Source organism: Exobacillus caeni, from assembly GCF_005747095.1.
GTDB classification, from domain to species: Bacteria; Bacillota; Bacilli; order Bacillales; family Guptibacillaceae; genus Exobacillus; species Exobacillus caeni.
The window spans coordinates 178,717-192,939 of record NZ_SWLG01000001.1 but is presented as its reverse complement, the minus strand read 5'-3'; the positions used below and the strand labels follow the sequence as shown (position 1 = coordinate 192,939).

The 14,223-nt window shown below is 40.7% G+C and carries 13 protein-coding genes; 6 read left to right on the top strand and 7 right to left on the bottom strand.

Annotation, left to right across the window (positions count from 1 at the left end; translation table 11 throughout):
- The first annotated feature begins 516 nt into the window (after positions 1–516).
- Entirely contained in the window at positions 517–1,302 is a 786-nt protein-coding gene (locus FCL54_RS00975) for a SurA N-terminal domain-containing protein (protein ID WP_138122228.1), read from the top strand.
- A 148-nt stretch (positions 1,303–1,450) separates the two neighbouring features.
- Here FCL54_RS00975 and kynA read toward each other — a convergent pair whose 3' ends face one another.
- From kynA to FCL54_RS00955, 4 genes are all read right to left on the bottom strand, one after another.
- Positions 1,451–2,302, bottom strand: a complete 852-nt coding sequence (gene kynA / locus FCL54_RS00970) for a tryptophan 2,3-dioxygenase (RefSeq protein WP_138122226.1) — start codon at positions 2,300–2,302, stop codon at positions 1,451–1,453.
- Positions 2,303–2,385: 83 nt separating this feature from the next.
- A complete protein-coding gene (kynU, locus tag FCL54_RS00965) occupies positions 2,386–3,666 on the bottom strand; it encodes a kynureninase (RefSeq protein WP_138122224.1) in 1,281 nt (426 codons plus the stop codon).
- A gap of 261 nt (positions 3,667–3,927) precedes the next feature.
- A complete protein-coding gene (locus FCL54_RS00960) occupies positions 3,928–5,832 on the bottom strand; it encodes an ABC-F family ATP-binding cassette domain-containing protein (RefSeq protein ID WP_138122222.1) in 1,905 nt (634 codons plus the stop codon).
- Positions 5,833–6,120: 288 nt separating this feature from the next.
- Positions 6,121–6,948 carry an ERF family protein gene (locus FCL54_RS00955; RefSeq protein ID WP_246055097.1) on the bottom strand — a complete coding sequence of 276 codons (828 nt, stop codon included), beginning with the start codon at positions 6,946–6,948 and terminating at the stop codon, positions 6,121–6,123.
- 277 nt (positions 6,949–7,225) lie between these two features.
- On the opposite strand from FCL54_RS00955, the gene FCL54_RS00950 reads away from it, so the two are divergent.
- The 5 genes from FCL54_RS00950 to FCL54_RS00930 all read left to right on the top strand — a co-directional run bounded on the left by FCL54_RS00950 (position 7,226) and on the right by FCL54_RS00930 (position 11,232).
- Complete coding sequence (locus tag FCL54_RS00950) at positions 7,226–7,558, top strand: helix-turn-helix domain-containing protein (RefSeq protein ID WP_138122220.1); 333 nt, start codon at positions 7,226–7,228, stop codon at positions 7,556–7,558.
- A gap of 133 nt (positions 7,559–7,691) precedes the next feature.
- On the top strand, positions 7,692–8,327 hold the full coding sequence (locus FCL54_RS00945) for a redox-sensing transcriptional repressor Rex (protein ID WP_138122218.1): 636 nt from the start codon (positions 7,692–7,694) through the stop codon (positions 8,325–8,327).
- A gap of 180 nt (positions 8,328–8,507) precedes the next feature.
- A complete protein-coding gene (locus FCL54_RS00940; RefSeq protein ID WP_138122216.1) occupies positions 8,508–9,710 on the top strand; it encodes a cytochrome P450 family protein in 1,203 nt (400 codons plus the stop codon).
- 233 nt (positions 9,711–9,943) lie between these two features.
- Positions 9,944–10,606, top strand: a complete 663-nt coding sequence (locus tag FCL54_RS00935) for a transcriptional regulator (RefSeq protein WP_138122214.1) — start codon at positions 9,944–9,946, stop codon at positions 10,604–10,606.
- A gap of 374 nt (positions 10,607–10,980) precedes the next feature.
- On the top strand, positions 10,981–11,232 hold the full coding sequence (locus FCL54_RS00930) for a hypothetical protein (protein WP_138122212.1): 252 nt from the start codon (positions 10,981–10,983) through the stop codon (positions 11,230–11,232).
- 156 nt (positions 11,233–11,388) lie between these two features.
- Here FCL54_RS00930 and qoxD read toward each other — a convergent pair whose 3' ends face one another.
- Genes qoxD through qoxB form a run of 3 tightly spaced genes read right to left on the bottom strand, consistent with a single transcriptional unit; the run spans position 11,389 to position 14,217 of the window.
- Positions 11,389–11,673, bottom strand: a complete 285-nt coding sequence (gene qoxD, locus FCL54_RS00925; protein ID WP_138122210.1) for a cytochrome aa3 quinol oxidase subunit IV — start codon at positions 11,671–11,673, stop codon at positions 11,389–11,391.
- A 1-nt stretch (position 11,674) separates the two neighbouring features.
- Positions 11,675–12,271, bottom strand: a complete 597-nt coding sequence (gene qoxC, locus FCL54_RS00920; RefSeq protein ID WP_138122208.1) for a cytochrome aa3 quinol oxidase subunit III — start codon at positions 12,269–12,271, stop codon at positions 11,675–11,677.
- Positions 12,272–12,273: 2 nt separating this feature from the next.
- The gene (gene qoxB, locus FCL54_RS00915; RefSeq protein ID WP_138122206.1) at positions 12,274–14,217 is read right to left on the bottom strand and encodes a cytochrome aa3 quinol oxidase subunit I; all 1,944 of its coding nucleotides are present in this window, start codon (positions 14,215–14,217) and stop codon (positions 12,274–12,276) included.
- Between the last annotated feature and the right edge of the window lie 6 nt (positions 14,218–14,223).

The window sequence follows — 14,223 nt, the reverse complement described above, 5'->3', positions numbered from 1 at the left end:
CTGCTATGCCGAAATAACAATGTTGTTTATTGATATTTTCTATTAATAATGAAATTAAAAAATATAGTTTTACATTATTAAAACATTCTATAAAATGTCCCATATTTTAAATTATCTTCTTTATCGCGTGCTATGATTTTAATCGAAAAGGCCCGAACAACCTTTTCCTCCTTTTTAAGTAGGAACCCCATGCTAAGGGCATGGGGTTCCATTTTGTTTCGATGTTATTTTTTCGGGCAAAATAGAAGACTTTAAGATATCCGGAAACATACGAAGTGTGTGTTTCATTAAATCTAAAATGAGTTAAATCGCCTTTATCTCAGAGTGTGATTTTATTTCAAACCTGTTACATCAACTGCTCAGTTGTTCGATAACATCAATCATAGCGATTTTTTGGGTTTTGCATCTCGATTCTGGAATATGTGAATTCTCCCATACTTCTGGATAGGGGTTTCATTTTTTTTAGATTTATACCATAATAGCCACTAACGAATCGTTGGAAGGAGAATACAAGTAATGAAAAAGTTATCATATTTAGTAGTGACCGCATGTTTCGTTCTGCTTTTAGCGGCTTGCGGAGGAAACGAAGAGTCTGAGGGAGCAAAAGGGAATCAAGAGGGAAATAAACAAGAACAGCAAGACAGTCAAGGAAATAAACAAGATCAACAAAAGCAGGCTAAGGAAATCCAAAAGAAAATGGAAGAACAGCAAGTGGATGAAGACAAGACCGTTGCCATCGTTAATAAAGAAGAGATAAAAGGCAGTAAATATAACTCCCTACTATCTCAGAATCAAATGCAATATCACCAAATGGGGCAGGATCCTACTTCAGAAAAAATTGCAGGCCAGTTAAAAAAACAAGTCCTCGATACACTTGTAGGCCAGGAGTTGCTACTTCAGGAAGCTAACTCGAAAGGATATGAAGCTTCTTCTGATAAAGTCGAGAAACAAATAAACGATTTAAAAGAACAATATGGTGGTGAAGATGCTTTTAACAAAGCATTAGAAAAGAATAATCTCACGAAAGAAGATCTTAAACAACAGATTTCCCAATCCCTTATGATCGAGACATATGTGGATAAGGAAATTAAGACAGATGACGTGTCAGAAAAAGAAATGAAAGAATACTATGAACAGATTAAGGCCCAGTCAAGCTCACAGTCCAACCAGCAAGAGATACCACCGTATGAAGAAGTAAAAGAAAAGATAAAGCAACAGCTAGAAAGTGAGCAACAACAAGAAAAACTGCAGACAAAAGTAGATGAACTTAAAAAAGATGCAGATATTGAAATAAAGATATAAAAGAGTTGACTCTTCCTCCCGGGGATAAACGGGTTCTTATTTCGAGTACAAAACTGAAAAATAACACATCAAAAGGAGTGCCAAATCGTATTGATTTGACACTTCTTTTTTTGATTCATAACCCCTTAATAACCTGTCCTATTTCTTATCAAAGTTCTGTACGAATATCCCATAATTCAGGGAAGAAGCGATGATCGAGAACTTTTTTCAAATAGCCTACTCCAGATGAACCCCCGGTACCCATCTTAAATCCGATAATTCTTTCAACTGTTTTCATATGACGGAAACGCCACTGTTGCAGCCAATCTTCAATGTCAACGAGCTTCTCTGCAAGCTGATACAATTCCCAATACTTATCAACGTTCTTGTAAACAGCCATCCAGGCTTCTTTTACCGATTCATCTGCTTTATACGGTTTAGAATAATCTCTGTTCAGCACATCTTCATTAATTTGGAGCCCTGCTTTTGAAAGAGCTTTGATCGCAACATCGTACAGGCCGGGTGCATTGTATGCTTCTTCCAGCTTTTTATGCAGTTCCGCGTCTTTTTTATAGATTTTTAATACATGAGGCGTTTTATAGCCTAACGCAAACTCGATCATCCTATACTGATAGGACTGGAACCCTGACGCCTGCCCTAAATAATCCCGGAATTCCATATATTCAGCAGGTGTTAATGTAGACAACACATCCCATGCATGGATGATCTGAGACTGGATTTTTGAAACACGCGCGAGCATTTTAAACGCTGTTTGAAGGTCATCATCTTCAATGGATTGGATCGCGGAATTCGTTTCATGCAAAATTAGTTTCATCCATAGTTCACTCACCTGGTGAATGATAATGAAGAGCATCTCGTCATGATGTCCCGAGAGCCTGTCCTGGCTATTCAACAATTTATCCAGCTGCAAATATTCCCCGTAAGTCATATTGTTGGAAAAATCGGTATGAATTCCTTTTTCGTTTACACCATCTTGTTTGCTTTCATTTTTTTCTGTCATAGTCAGCCTCCCCCTCTTTGCACTTCGATTAATTTTTGTTACGTTTCGATGCGTTCATCCGTTCTTACGTGCTAAAAACTATATTAAGCTACTACCCCGCGCTTATTTTCAAATTGCTTATATTCTTCATCGTCCATAATTTTCTTAAGCTTTTGTACCGTTCGCCATACCTCTTCAAACGTATTGTAAAGCGCGACAGGTGCAAGCCGTATTCCGTTTGGCGAGCGAAAATCGGGAATGATGTGATGAGCCTTCAATGCTTTACAGATACGTGCTGCCTCAGGATGTTCCAAGAACAGATGGCCTCCCCGCTTTTCATCTTCTATTGGATTACGGACGACAAAATCATATCCATCAAGTTCATGAGCGATAAGATCCATCATATAACCTGTTAGCTGCATCGATTTTTTTCTGATTCTATCCATACCTGCCTCATTAAACATTTCAAGCGAGCCGAGCAGAGGTGCTAAACTAAAGATATGCGGTGTACCCATCTGATAAGCTCCAGCATCATCTGCAGGGATCAAAGTATGTTCCATATCAAACTGCTTATCTTTTCTGGAACCAAACCATCCGGTAAGACCGGGCGTTTTTCCAAAATGCCGTTTGTTGACATAAAGCCCTCCGACCGCACCCGGTCCTCCGTTTAAATGCTTATAATTGCACCAGAATGCAAAGTCAGCACCCCAATTGCTCAATTCATGGGGAATAGAACCGATGGAGTGGCACAGGTCAAACCCGATGATAATATTTCGGTTGTATGCTTCCTTCGTTAATCGCTCCATATCCAGTACCTGGCCGCTTCTGTAAAGTATGCCGGATAATACAACAACCGATACCTCATCTGTCATAGCCGCGATAATGTCTTCTTCGGCCAACAGGTGGCCGTCTGTACTTTTCACGCGGATCAGGTGTTCCTCCGGGTCATAGCCTTTTAACTCAATCTGGCTTTTCAAAGCATAAATGTCAGTCGGGAACGTAATTTCATCTGCTAAAATTTTCGTTCTCTTTCCTTCAGGTTTATAAAACGTCGAAACAAGCTGATGAAGGTTAGCCGTCGTGGAACCGGTTACAATTACTTCATCAGGTTCTGCCCCCACAAGAGGAGCACTCATTTTCCCAAGGGCCTCTGAAAGGTAGAACCACGGATGCTTACCTTCCAGCCAACCATCGATCCCATAGCTCTTCCATGAATCAAGAAGCTCAAGCAAAGATTTTTCTGCTCTTTTGGAGAGAAGTCCAAGGGAATTTCCGTCTAGATAAACACCGTCTTCCTTTATATAAAACTCTTCTCGAAAACTTGCGAGCTCGTCCTTATTGTCGAGTTGTTTTGCATGATCAAGTGTAAATTTCTGGCCAGACATCATATAACCTCCCGTAATACCAATTTATATATTAAAACTTCTGCTCAAAACTCTATCACGCATATTATATCATTTGGTAAAAAGATTTAAGAATCTCACACGAAGTTAATTTTGAATCTATTTTTTCTTTCATCCAGCTAGATTGTTTGGGCTGTCTTTATTAATAATGAGAAGAACAGCTTCGAGTTACTGCTTCCTTATGAATGGGAGAAGTATAGAAAAAAGCAAAACCCATCCTAACAGTTAGGTTTTGCTCTTTTTTCAGGCTTTTTTATTATTTTCAATTTCCTCCATCATTAGAGATAACTCCGTCCATCGCTCGACTGCCTGTTCCAGCTCTTCTTCTACTTTTTTCTGTTCTTCCATAAATTCCTGGATCTTGCCGTAGTCGCTTCCCGATTCAGCGATTCCCTGCTCAAGTTCATCCTTTTTCTCTTCTAGTTCAGCGATCCTATCCTCAATCTGTTCCCATTCGCGCTGTTCTTTATAGGATAGCTTCTTGCGCACTTCTTTTTTAGGAGGAACATTTTCCGGAGGCTTCTTTTGCTGTTTCGTTTCTGTTTCTTTTAAAAGCTTTTGCTCTTCCATAAAATCCGAATAGCTTCCCTGGAACCTTGTGATTTCCCCGTTTCCTTCAAAAACTAAAAGGTGATCAACAACACGATCAAGGAAATATCTGTCATGGGAAACGGTAATGACGACTCCAGGAAATTGGTCGAGGTAATCTTCAAGTATGCTTAATGTCTCTGTATCTAAATCATTCGTAGGCTCATCCAGAAACAGAACGTTTGGTTCTTTCATTAAAACACCAAGCAGGTACAAGCGCCTGCGTTCTCCCCCGGACAGCTTACGAATATAAGTATGCTGGATGGATCTCGGGAACAAAAAGCGTTCCAGCATCTGTTCTGCTGTAATCGTTTGATTATCGGCTGTATTGATAACATGGGCGATCTCTTTTATATACTCAACAACTCTCAGGTTGCCATCCAGTTCGTCATGATCCTGGGTATAATATCCGATACTAACCGTTACCCCGACATCGAGCGAACCCTTATCAGGCTTGATGCGTCCTGCCAGGATATTTAATAAAGTCGACTTGCCGCTTCCATTCGGCCCAATAATGCCTAACCGATCTCCTGGAGTTACAAGGTAGTTAAAGTCTTTAATAAATGGTTTTCCTTCAAAACCCTTGCTGATTTCTTCAAGCTCAATGACTTTTTTTCCGAGCCGCTTGGTCCCAGCAGCGAATTCAATCGCTCCGCCTGCAGATGGCCCCTTTTGTTCCTGAATTCCTTCTACCCGCTGTATCCGGGCCTTTTGCTTCGTTGTACGGGCCTTGGCACCCCGCCGCAACCATGCAAGTTCTCTTCTAAGCAAGTTTTGCCTTTTTTCTTCCTTAACCTGTGCTTGTTCTTCCCGCTCTGCTTTTTTCTCCAGGAATACTTCATAGTTTCCTTCGTAAGTATATAGCTTCCCCTGTTCTAACTCATAGATCTTGTTCGTAACCCTATTTAAAAAGTAACGGTCATGGGTAACCAGCAGGAATGCCCCTTTATACTGGGACAAAAATCCTTCCAGCCATTCGATCGTTTCATTGTCAAGGTGGTTTGTAGGCTCATCAAGGATCAGCAAGTCTGCGGGCTGGATAAGCGCTTTAGCGATCGCAACACGCTTTTTCTGTCCGCCGGATAACAGGCTTACCTTTCTTGTGAAATCAGTGATGCCGAGTTTAGTAAGGACAGTCTTAGCTGTTGTATTCGCTTCCCATGCTTCGTTCTCATCCATCTCCTGCTGTGCTTTTAACAATTGATTTTGTTTCTCGGGATTTTCCGGTTCTTTTTCAAGTTCATCCAAAGCCTTTTCGTATTTCCGCATAACCTGCATCATCAAGGAATCGCCGTAATAGATTTGTTCAAGAACGTTCAGGTTCCCGTTCAACTCTGGCTCCTGAGGCAAATATTCCACGCGAAAATCATTGGAATGGACAATCTCGCCTTCCTCCGCTGATTCAATACCAGCCAGTACTTTTAGGAAAGTAGATTTCCCAGTTCCGTTAACGCCGATCAAGCCTGTTCTTTGCCCATCAGCTATCGCAAAGGAAATGTGGTCGAACAACACTTTATCTCCGTATGTTTTATATAGGTTTTCAACAGATAGAATACTCATCTTATCAATCCTTATCTCTAAGTTCACTTCTTCTATTGTATAGTACTTGGAGGGATATCAGCCAGTCTTTTCATTTTTCCAGTGAAAAGGGAACAAAGAAGCGGATATACTCTTACAAAATAGATTTACTAATCATTTTTTTGGGAGAGCAAAGATGTGTCGCTTTGTGGTTTTATTTTTGGATAAGGGATTTCGAAATGAATGGGAAAAATCAGTGAAAAGAAAGGTGTAGAAATGAAAATGTGAAGTGGGATAAAGAGTTATGTACAAAGAGGAGATTTCCTCCTCTTACATCAAGACCGGTTCTTTTTGTTTTTTCTGTTTTAGTTCAACAGCGGTCTTGATCATATATGCTGCCTGTTTGCTTGTTAGTTCGTCAAATGTCCCTTCGTAAAGATACTGGGATTTAAGCCAGTCTTTAACCATGTCCTCTGTTACATGTGAGTCACTTATCTTCGCGATATCTGAACATAATCCGTTAAGCATAGCAAGCTGCTTTTCGGTAACCGGTTTTGCATTCGTCGTCTGTGGCGGTAGCGGTTGTGTTTCGACTTCTTCCGTATCGTCCCCAAGGAAGACGTTCCGCATTGCCCTCTCCTGAAAACGGTCTGGATCATCCTGGTCAGTAGGAATGTTAAACTGTTTCAGCATGAAGTACTTCTCTGCATAGGTAAGGGCTTTTCCGACACCTTTTTCTCCTGCTGTATCCAATCCCTGACCGTACCATTGAAGAGTTAGCTTGTCCTCCGGATTATGAACGTTCACCCAGGTGAACTCAATCGTCAATTCCGTAAAATAAGTTGTAGCACCTTTGCTGTTCGTACTTTGATGGAGCTGTTTATCTATAACATTAGAGAACAATAGCACTCCAAGCTCGTCCAGTTTAACCTTTACTGCACCAAGCACCTGCGAGCTTCCTACATAGCTGTATTGATGCCCTCTGGATTCTTTTCGCAAATAAGGAACAGACTTACGAACCTCCAATAGTTTCTCAAACAAACTCATTTCGTGAGGAGCTTTTTTAACAACACTCTCCTCTGCTTTATGCTCAGCAACCTGCTCCACCTGTTTTGCTGGAGAGGCTGAGGTCTTGCTTGATTTTCTAGCTTCAGCCATTGTATTGCCTCCCTGATAAGAAAATATATATAGCAAAGCATGAATATTCACACGCTAGTAGTTATCTTAAAAGTGAACAAAAAGATCCACTCATCTATAGGTTACCTTTAAAAACCTACATACCCATTATATACCAAAACGCCCAATAAATCAATGATTATATAGGTTTTTTAGTATTTTAAACAAATGCTAAATATAATTCTATGTTTACTTTAAGCGAATTTTTGTTTTATACTTTTTACAAGAAGAATATTCGCAATGGAATGGAGGAAAAGGTTTGTACGGAAAACGTTTAAGAGAGTTAAGAAAATCTAGATACTGGACAATGGATTATGTATGCAGCCAAATTGGAATCGCTAAGTCCTCGTATGCCGGATACGAATCTCAGACTCGCCAGCCACCGATAGATAAATGTCTCAAGCTCGCTTCTTTATACATGGTTTCTGTTGATTACATACTGGGATTAACAGAAGCCCCTGATACAGGCCCCTTAGACCTTAGGGAAATTTTAAACAGAAACGATTTGCACTATGGTGGAACCCCGCTTTCACAGGAAGAGTTAAAACCGTTTCGTGAGATTCTTGAAATGCTCGCCAAGAAAAAACAGTAAAAGCCGGAAGAGACCTACAAATCTTCTAAAAAAATTCACTGTGAAACTAGCATCAAGAGGAATATAATAGAAGATGCGGTATGCATTTTTAACTACCAGTAATAATTCTTGTAATCTTGTTGGAGGATTCCTCATGAGAAAAAAGGCCATAAAAATACCTAATGCATCTATTAAGCGTCTGCCAATGTACTATGAGTATGCCAAAGAACTAAAAGAAAACGGTACTAAATTCATTTCGTCCAGCGGATTAAGCGATGCTTTAAAAATTGACTCAGCTATTATTCGCAAAGACTTTTCTTATTTTCAAATAAAGGGAAGTAAAGGAAACGGTTATAATGTATCCAGGTTAATCAGGCTTTTAGGAAAACTGCTTGCAGAGGATAAAGAGACAAAAGCAGCATTGATCGGAGTCGGCCATTTAGGGACCGCTTTTTTAAAGTACAGTCTATTAAAAAGAAACAGTCCAAAAATCGAGATGGCCTTTGATGTTGACCCAAAAAAGGTAGGAAAAGAAATTGACGGAGTACCCGTTTATCATATTAACGAAATAAATGATCGGCTTAAGCCGGATGTTACCGTTGCAATTTTAACCGTACCAGTTGCTGCAGCCCAACTTATTTCAGACCGAATGATAGATCTTGGCGTTAAGGGAATATTAAATTTTACAACCGCAAGGCTATCTGTACCGGACCAAATAAAACTTCACCAGATCGACCTTGCTGCTGAATTGCAGACATTGATCTATTTTATTAATAATTTGCCGATGTGACTTGAGGTTACGTCTAATTAACGAGGCTGTCTTAAAGCGAAGAATTTTACACTAATTTACCTTTAGTGAAGTTGTTTAATTCTTGCTTAAGCAGCCTTTTATATTTGTGTTTCCTATTCCAGCCTTTTATAATAAAGCCAGACTGACTAGCCAGTCATACCACTGTTAGGAGGATACTAGATGATAGATACGGAAACAGTTTTTAAATCTAACTTTAAAGTAGGAGCGTATCCCTTTTACGAAAAATTGCGCCAACAAGATCCGATTTTTGCCATGTCTCACGAAAACGGCCAAACCTCATGGATCGTTACGAAATACGACCATGTTAAAGAGGTACTGAAAAAATCGAGTTTCATAAAAGACCAATCTAAATTCTTTTCTGGTTCTTCTGATGAAGAACAGAGCAAGATATTATCTGTGTTCCGAAACATGATGCTAGATGTTGATCCGCCTGACCATACAAGACTCCGAAAACTTGTCCAGCCATACTTTAACCCCAAAACCATCAAGAATCTAGAACCAAGAATTGCTGAAATAGCTGATGAATTATTGCTAAAGATGAAGGAAAAAAAAGGACCGATCGACTTAATAAATGATTATGCATTTCCGCTTCCGATTATCGTGATCAGTGAACTACTTGGAGTACCTTCCGAAGATCGCGACAAATTCAGGAAATGGTCAAACACGATTGTAGCTGCGGTCGATAATCTGGCCAACACCTTTGAAGAAGATGTAACGGCTTTCATTGAATATTTGACCTACCTTTTTGAAGAACGAAAAGATAATCCGGGAGATGACTTAATATCAAAGCTGATCCAGGCAGAGGAAGAAGGCGAACAGTTAAACAAAGATGAGCTATATTCCATGATTGTGCTGCTTATCATCGCCGGTCACGAAACGACAGTTAACTTAATCGCTAACACCATGTTTGCTCTATTTGAACACCCAGATCAGCTAGAAAAACTAAAAGAAGATTTCTCCTTTATTGAAACGGCTGTTGAAGAAGGGCTTCGTTATTATAGCCCTGTTGACTTCTCGACTGCTCGCTGGGCCGAAGAAGACCTGGAATTTCACGGAAAAACATTTCGGCGTGGCGACCTTGTGTTAGCATCCTTAAGTTCAGCAAACCGTGATGAAGAAAAGTTTAACAAAGCCGGGGATTTTGACATAACTAGAGAAAATAATCCGCACGTTGCATTTGGGTTCGGAATACACTTTTGCCTGGGTGCTCCACTGGCGCGTTTAGAAGGAAAAATCGCAATCGAGAAACTGCTAATCGCTTTTCCAGATATCCATTTAGCAGAAAACACATCCCCGCCTCAATTTAGACAGGTGTTTTTACTGAGAGGGCTTGGAGTGCTTGAGGTAGAGTTGGATACTTAACTAGAAATTTTTTAACGAGGTCACTTAGTGGATTAAATCCACTAAGGGGCCTTTTCATATTTTCACGGCAATTACCTTTTACCTTGCCGCTCTCCTATTTTCACTATAACAATTTAAATAAAGGAATTTGTAGTAAATGGTAGAAAAGTAGTTACGAAGTTTCTTTATTGAAAACTGAGAGAGTCTTGATGCGATTTTCACAAAAAAATTTTAGAAAAGAAGGGAGTTAAGTAATGATTAAATTTGAGCAAGCATATGAAGAATGGCTTCAGGCAAATATTTTAGAAGAGAAAAACCCTAGAAGGCTTGAGTTCTTAGAAAAAGGACTTGGACATGGAACTGTTGAGTTTTTGCGTGCAGTCTGGTATCCAACAGTCGGAAACTTAGACCATTTATACCCTGAATGGGAAGTTCGTGATTTCCATGACGGTTACCGTTACCTTGACCTTGCATATAAGCCAAAAGACAGTAAAGGATGTATTGAGATCCAGGGATTCGGACCTCATGCCAGGGATCTTGATGTAAGGCGGTTTAAAGATCTTTGCTGGCGGCATTCCTTGTTAGCACTCGACGGATGGACGATATTGCCGATCGCTTATTTATCTATAAAGGATGAACCCAAAAGATGCCAGCAGCTTATTTTAGCTTTCATTGGAAAGTTTTTGTCAGATGAAGTTCAATTGCAGTTGTCCTGGGTGGAAGCTGAGATCGTCCGTTTTGCCCGCCGATTGCCGCGTCCATTTACTCCGCATGAGATTGCCAAACACCTCAAAGTAAGCGATCGTCACACCCGAAGAATTTTGCATAAGATGCTTGACCGGCAAGTTTTGTGCATTGCAAACGGAAAAGCGCGAGCAAGAACTTACAAATTAAGAACAGAGACCGTTGCTGACTAATTTATAGGACATATGATCCTCTATTTAAGCAAATATCCTCTGTTTGAAAAATTATAGGACATATGATCACTTATTTCACTAAAACCGTCTGTTTTCCTGGCCAAATCGGCAAATAGCGGAACAGATGTCCTCTTTCATTCAAAAAACACTCTCATTTCGAGAAATAGCGGAACAGATGTCCTTTTCCGCTAGCCAGGAGCCTGCATCCATTCCACTCTCCCATCCCCTTCAATATCCCAGCACCGATCTCCCCCAATTCCCAAACCCAATACTAACCAAAACAAAAAAAGATAAAATAAATATGTACAAACCATGAAAAGTATTTGACAAATTTGTGAATAAATCTGATAATTGTAACAAAGGGGATGAAGATTATGGAATCTAGAACAAACATAGTAAATGCTACAAAGTTCGTTGGCGGATCAGTCCTTGCATTGGGAATCATTATGTTTCTAACCGGATTTGTTGTAAGCGGTTTCGATTTCTTAATGTCGATCGGAATCGGAACGGTAACAGGTGCAGTATTTATCTTCCTCATCGGACTTTTCTTTGCTGCTACGGAAGAAATGCTTGAGAAAAGTTACAAAGGAGTCCCTGTAACTCCACTTCCACATAAAAAGAACTGATTATACGGCAAGCCTTTTAACGAACCAAAAGGTGTAAGCTGCCTATATACTTAATCTATAAAATTTGCTGCTGCGTTACGTAACGACATGCTGCAAATTTTTTGTTTTTAAGCAGAAAAAAGGAGCACCGTAAAGGTACTCCCCTTAAAATTTATTTTATCCCATATCCCAGACCATCGCTAGCAATGTACCGAATACGGTAACCAGTGCTATGATGAGGCCATAGTATACGTTTGTATAAATGGCACCCTTGTCTTCTGTTTCACCTGCGTGCATGAACACGACAAGCTGAAGGCCGGCCTGCAAAAATGCTGTGACAAGCAGTACTGTCATACCGACTGCAAATGACATGTCAAAGAAATACACGCCCAACGCAACTGCCGTCAATACCATTGAAAAGACAAATCCCATTACCTGTTTGAAGGGAAACAATTCACTCATCTTACATCATTCCTTTCAAATAGATGAAACTGAAAATGAAGATCCATACTACGTCCAGGAAGTGCCAGTAAAGCGAAAAGATAAAGGACTTATTAGCTGTTGCAGGAGTTAACCCGCGCTTTTTCACCTGGATCAAGATGAATAATCCCCAGAAGAAACCAAGCGTTACGTGTGCCCCGTGTGTTCCTAACGTTGCTAACAGGCTAGAAGTGAAGGCACTTGTTTGAATTCCTGCACCTTCATGCACATACGTGATGAATTCAAAAACCTCAACGCTTAAAAACCCAAGACCAAGTAACAGGGTGACGATGAAGAATCCCATCATCGCTTTTACCCTTCCAAGACGCATCGCGTGAATTCCGAGCCCAATCGTAAAACTACTTGTTAAAAGCAATATCGTCTCAAGGAATACAGGCGTGATCTGGAAGATTTCAGCTCCGTCCGGACCTCCAGCTGTACGGTTATACAGCGTGAAATAGGCTGCAAAAAGTGTAGCGAACAGCATGATCTCCGCACCAAGGAAAATCCAGAAGCCAAAAATCTTTAACCGATTCTCTTCCGTGCTATATTCTAATGGCAGCGAGTGATTAATATCCATAGTTAGGCACCTCGCAATTCTGATTCTGTGTCTTCAATTTCTTTCACAGAGATATAATGGCCGTGATCTTTTTCAAAGGAACGTAGCGTCAAGCATGCAAAGATTCCTAGTGTTGCAACGATCGCTGGAATCCATAGGCTGAATATGAGTGAGAAGCCCCATATAAAGAAAATAATACTCATAACAAACGGCATACCGCTGTTATTTGGCATGTGGATTTTTTCATAGTTTCCTTTGAACAACACATGGCCGTTTTTCTTAGAATCCCAGAAAGCTTCACTTGATTTCACTTCAGGTGTGATCGCAAAGTTGTATTCAGGAATAGGTGTGTGTGTAGCCCACTCCAACGTACGTGCATCCCACGGATCAGCACTGATATCTCTTGAAGCGTACCGAACGCTATAATAGATGTTATATACGATCAAGACAAATCCGACTGCCATGATGGCTGCTCCGACGAACGAAACCATGTTCAACGGACCAAATCCAGTTGATTCTGAATAGGTGTACAACCGACGAGCCTGACCGTCTAAACCTGTGATGTACATCGGCATAAAGGCTAATACAAAGCCGATTGAAAGCGTCCATACTGTCCATTTACCGATTTTTTCATTCAACATGAATCCGAACATTTTTGGCCAGTAATACGTTAGGCCAGCAAGCATCGCATATACGACACCAGGAATAATTACATTGTGGAAGTGAGCGACTAAGAACATCGTATTATGATACTGATAGTCAGCCGCAGACATCGCAAGCATTACCCCGGTAACCCCGCCAAGTGTGAAAAGCGGAATAAACATGATCGCATAGAGCATCGGTGTCGTAAACTCGATCTTACCTTTCCAGAGCGTAAGCAGCCAGTTGAAAATTTTAACTCCAGTCGGCACAGCAATCGCCATTGTTGTAATGGAGAAGATACTGTTTGTGAAAGCTCCCTGCCCCATTGTAAAGAAGTGGTGAGCCCAGACTAAGAATGATAGAAGCGAGATAAGCACCATGGACCAGACCATAGACTTATAGCCATATAGATTACGGCGAGAGAACGTTGAGAAGATCTCACTGTAAATACCGAAGGCCGGTAAGATCAGAATATATACTTCAGGGTGTCCCCATACCCAGAAAATGTTGGCCCAGAGCATGGACATTCCGCCATTATCAATTGTAAAGAAGTTGGTTCCAAACAAACGGTCCATCGTTCCCATCGCAAGTGCTACGGTTAGCACCGGGAATGCAAAAACGATGATGACGTTCGCGATAAGAGAAGACCAGGTGAACATAGGCATTTGCATTAACTTCATACCAGGTGCTCTCATTTTAAGTATCGTAGTGATGAAGTTTATCCCTGTCATCAATGTACCGATACCAGCAATCTGAATCGCGATCATATAATAGTTCGTTCCTACAGACTTACTAAATTCGTTGTCTGCAAGCGGGAAGTAGGAAGTCCACCCTGCATCAGGAGAACCGCCGACCATGAATGAGATGTTAAACAGCATCGCACCCATGAAGAACAGCCAGAAGCTAAGTGCATTCAAGCGTGGGAACGCAACGTCACGCGCCCCAATTTGCAACGGAACTACAAGGTTCATAAAGAACATGATAAATGGCATCGCCATGAACAGGATCATTACGACCCCGTGGGTAGTGAAAATTTCGTTATAGTGCTGTGCATCCAGCAAGGTGTTATCTGGAACAGCAAGCTGGGCACGCATCATGATCGCATCTACCCCACCTCGGAATAGCATTAACAAAGCAGAGATGAGATACATGATACCGATCCGCTTATGGTCAACCGTTGTTAACCATTCACGCCAGAGGTAACCCCATTTTTTAAAATATGTTAAACCAGCGACGATAGCAATCATTGTAATACCAGCAGCCACCATCGATGCATATATAGCAAAACTTGGATTCGGTATGGCAAACCGTTCAAAGAACTCCATACGTAT

Coding starts and splice junctions, on each gene's coding strand:
- FCL54_RS00975 (WP_138122228.1), top strand. CDS start 517: ATGAAAAAGTTATCATATTTAGTAGTGACCGCATGTTTCGTTCTGCTT.
- kynA (WP_138122226.1), bottom strand. CDS start 2,302: ATGACAGAAAAAAATGAAAGCAAACAAGATGGTGTAAACGAAAAAGGA.
- kynU (WP_138122224.1), bottom strand. CDS start 3,666: ATGTCTGGCCAGAAATTTACACTTGATCATGCAAAACAACTCGACAAT.
- FCL54_RS00960 (WP_138122222.1), bottom strand. CDS start 5,832: ATGAGTATTCTATCTGTTGAAAACCTATATAAAACATACGGAGATAAA.
- FCL54_RS00955 (WP_246055097.1), bottom strand. CDS start 6,948: ATGGCTGAAGCTAGAAAATCAAGCAAGACCTCAGCCTCTCCAGCAAAA.
- FCL54_RS00945 (WP_138122218.1), top strand. CDS start 7,692: ATGAGAAAAAAGGCCATAAAAATACCTAATGCATCTATTAAGCGTCTG.
- FCL54_RS00940 (WP_138122216.1), top strand. CDS start 8,508: ATGATAGATACGGAAACAGTTTTTAAATCTAACTTTAAAGTAGGAGCG.
- FCL54_RS00935 (WP_138122214.1), top strand. CDS start 9,944: ATGATTAAATTTGAGCAAGCATATGAAGAATGGCTTCAGGCAAATATT.
- FCL54_RS00930 (WP_138122212.1), top strand. CDS start 10,981: ATGGAATCTAGAACAAACATAGTAAATGCTACAAAGTTCGTTGGCGGA.
- qoxD (WP_138122210.1), bottom strand. CDS start 11,673: ATGAGTGAATTGTTTCCCTTCAAACAGGTAATGGGATTTGTCTTTTCA.
- qoxC (WP_138122208.1), bottom strand. CDS start 12,271: ATGGATATTAATCACTCGCTGCCATTAGAATATAGCACGGAAGAGAAT.
- qoxB (WP_138122206.1), bottom strand. CDS start 14,217: ATGGAGTTCTTTGAACGGTTTGCCATACCGAATCCAAGTTTTGCTATA.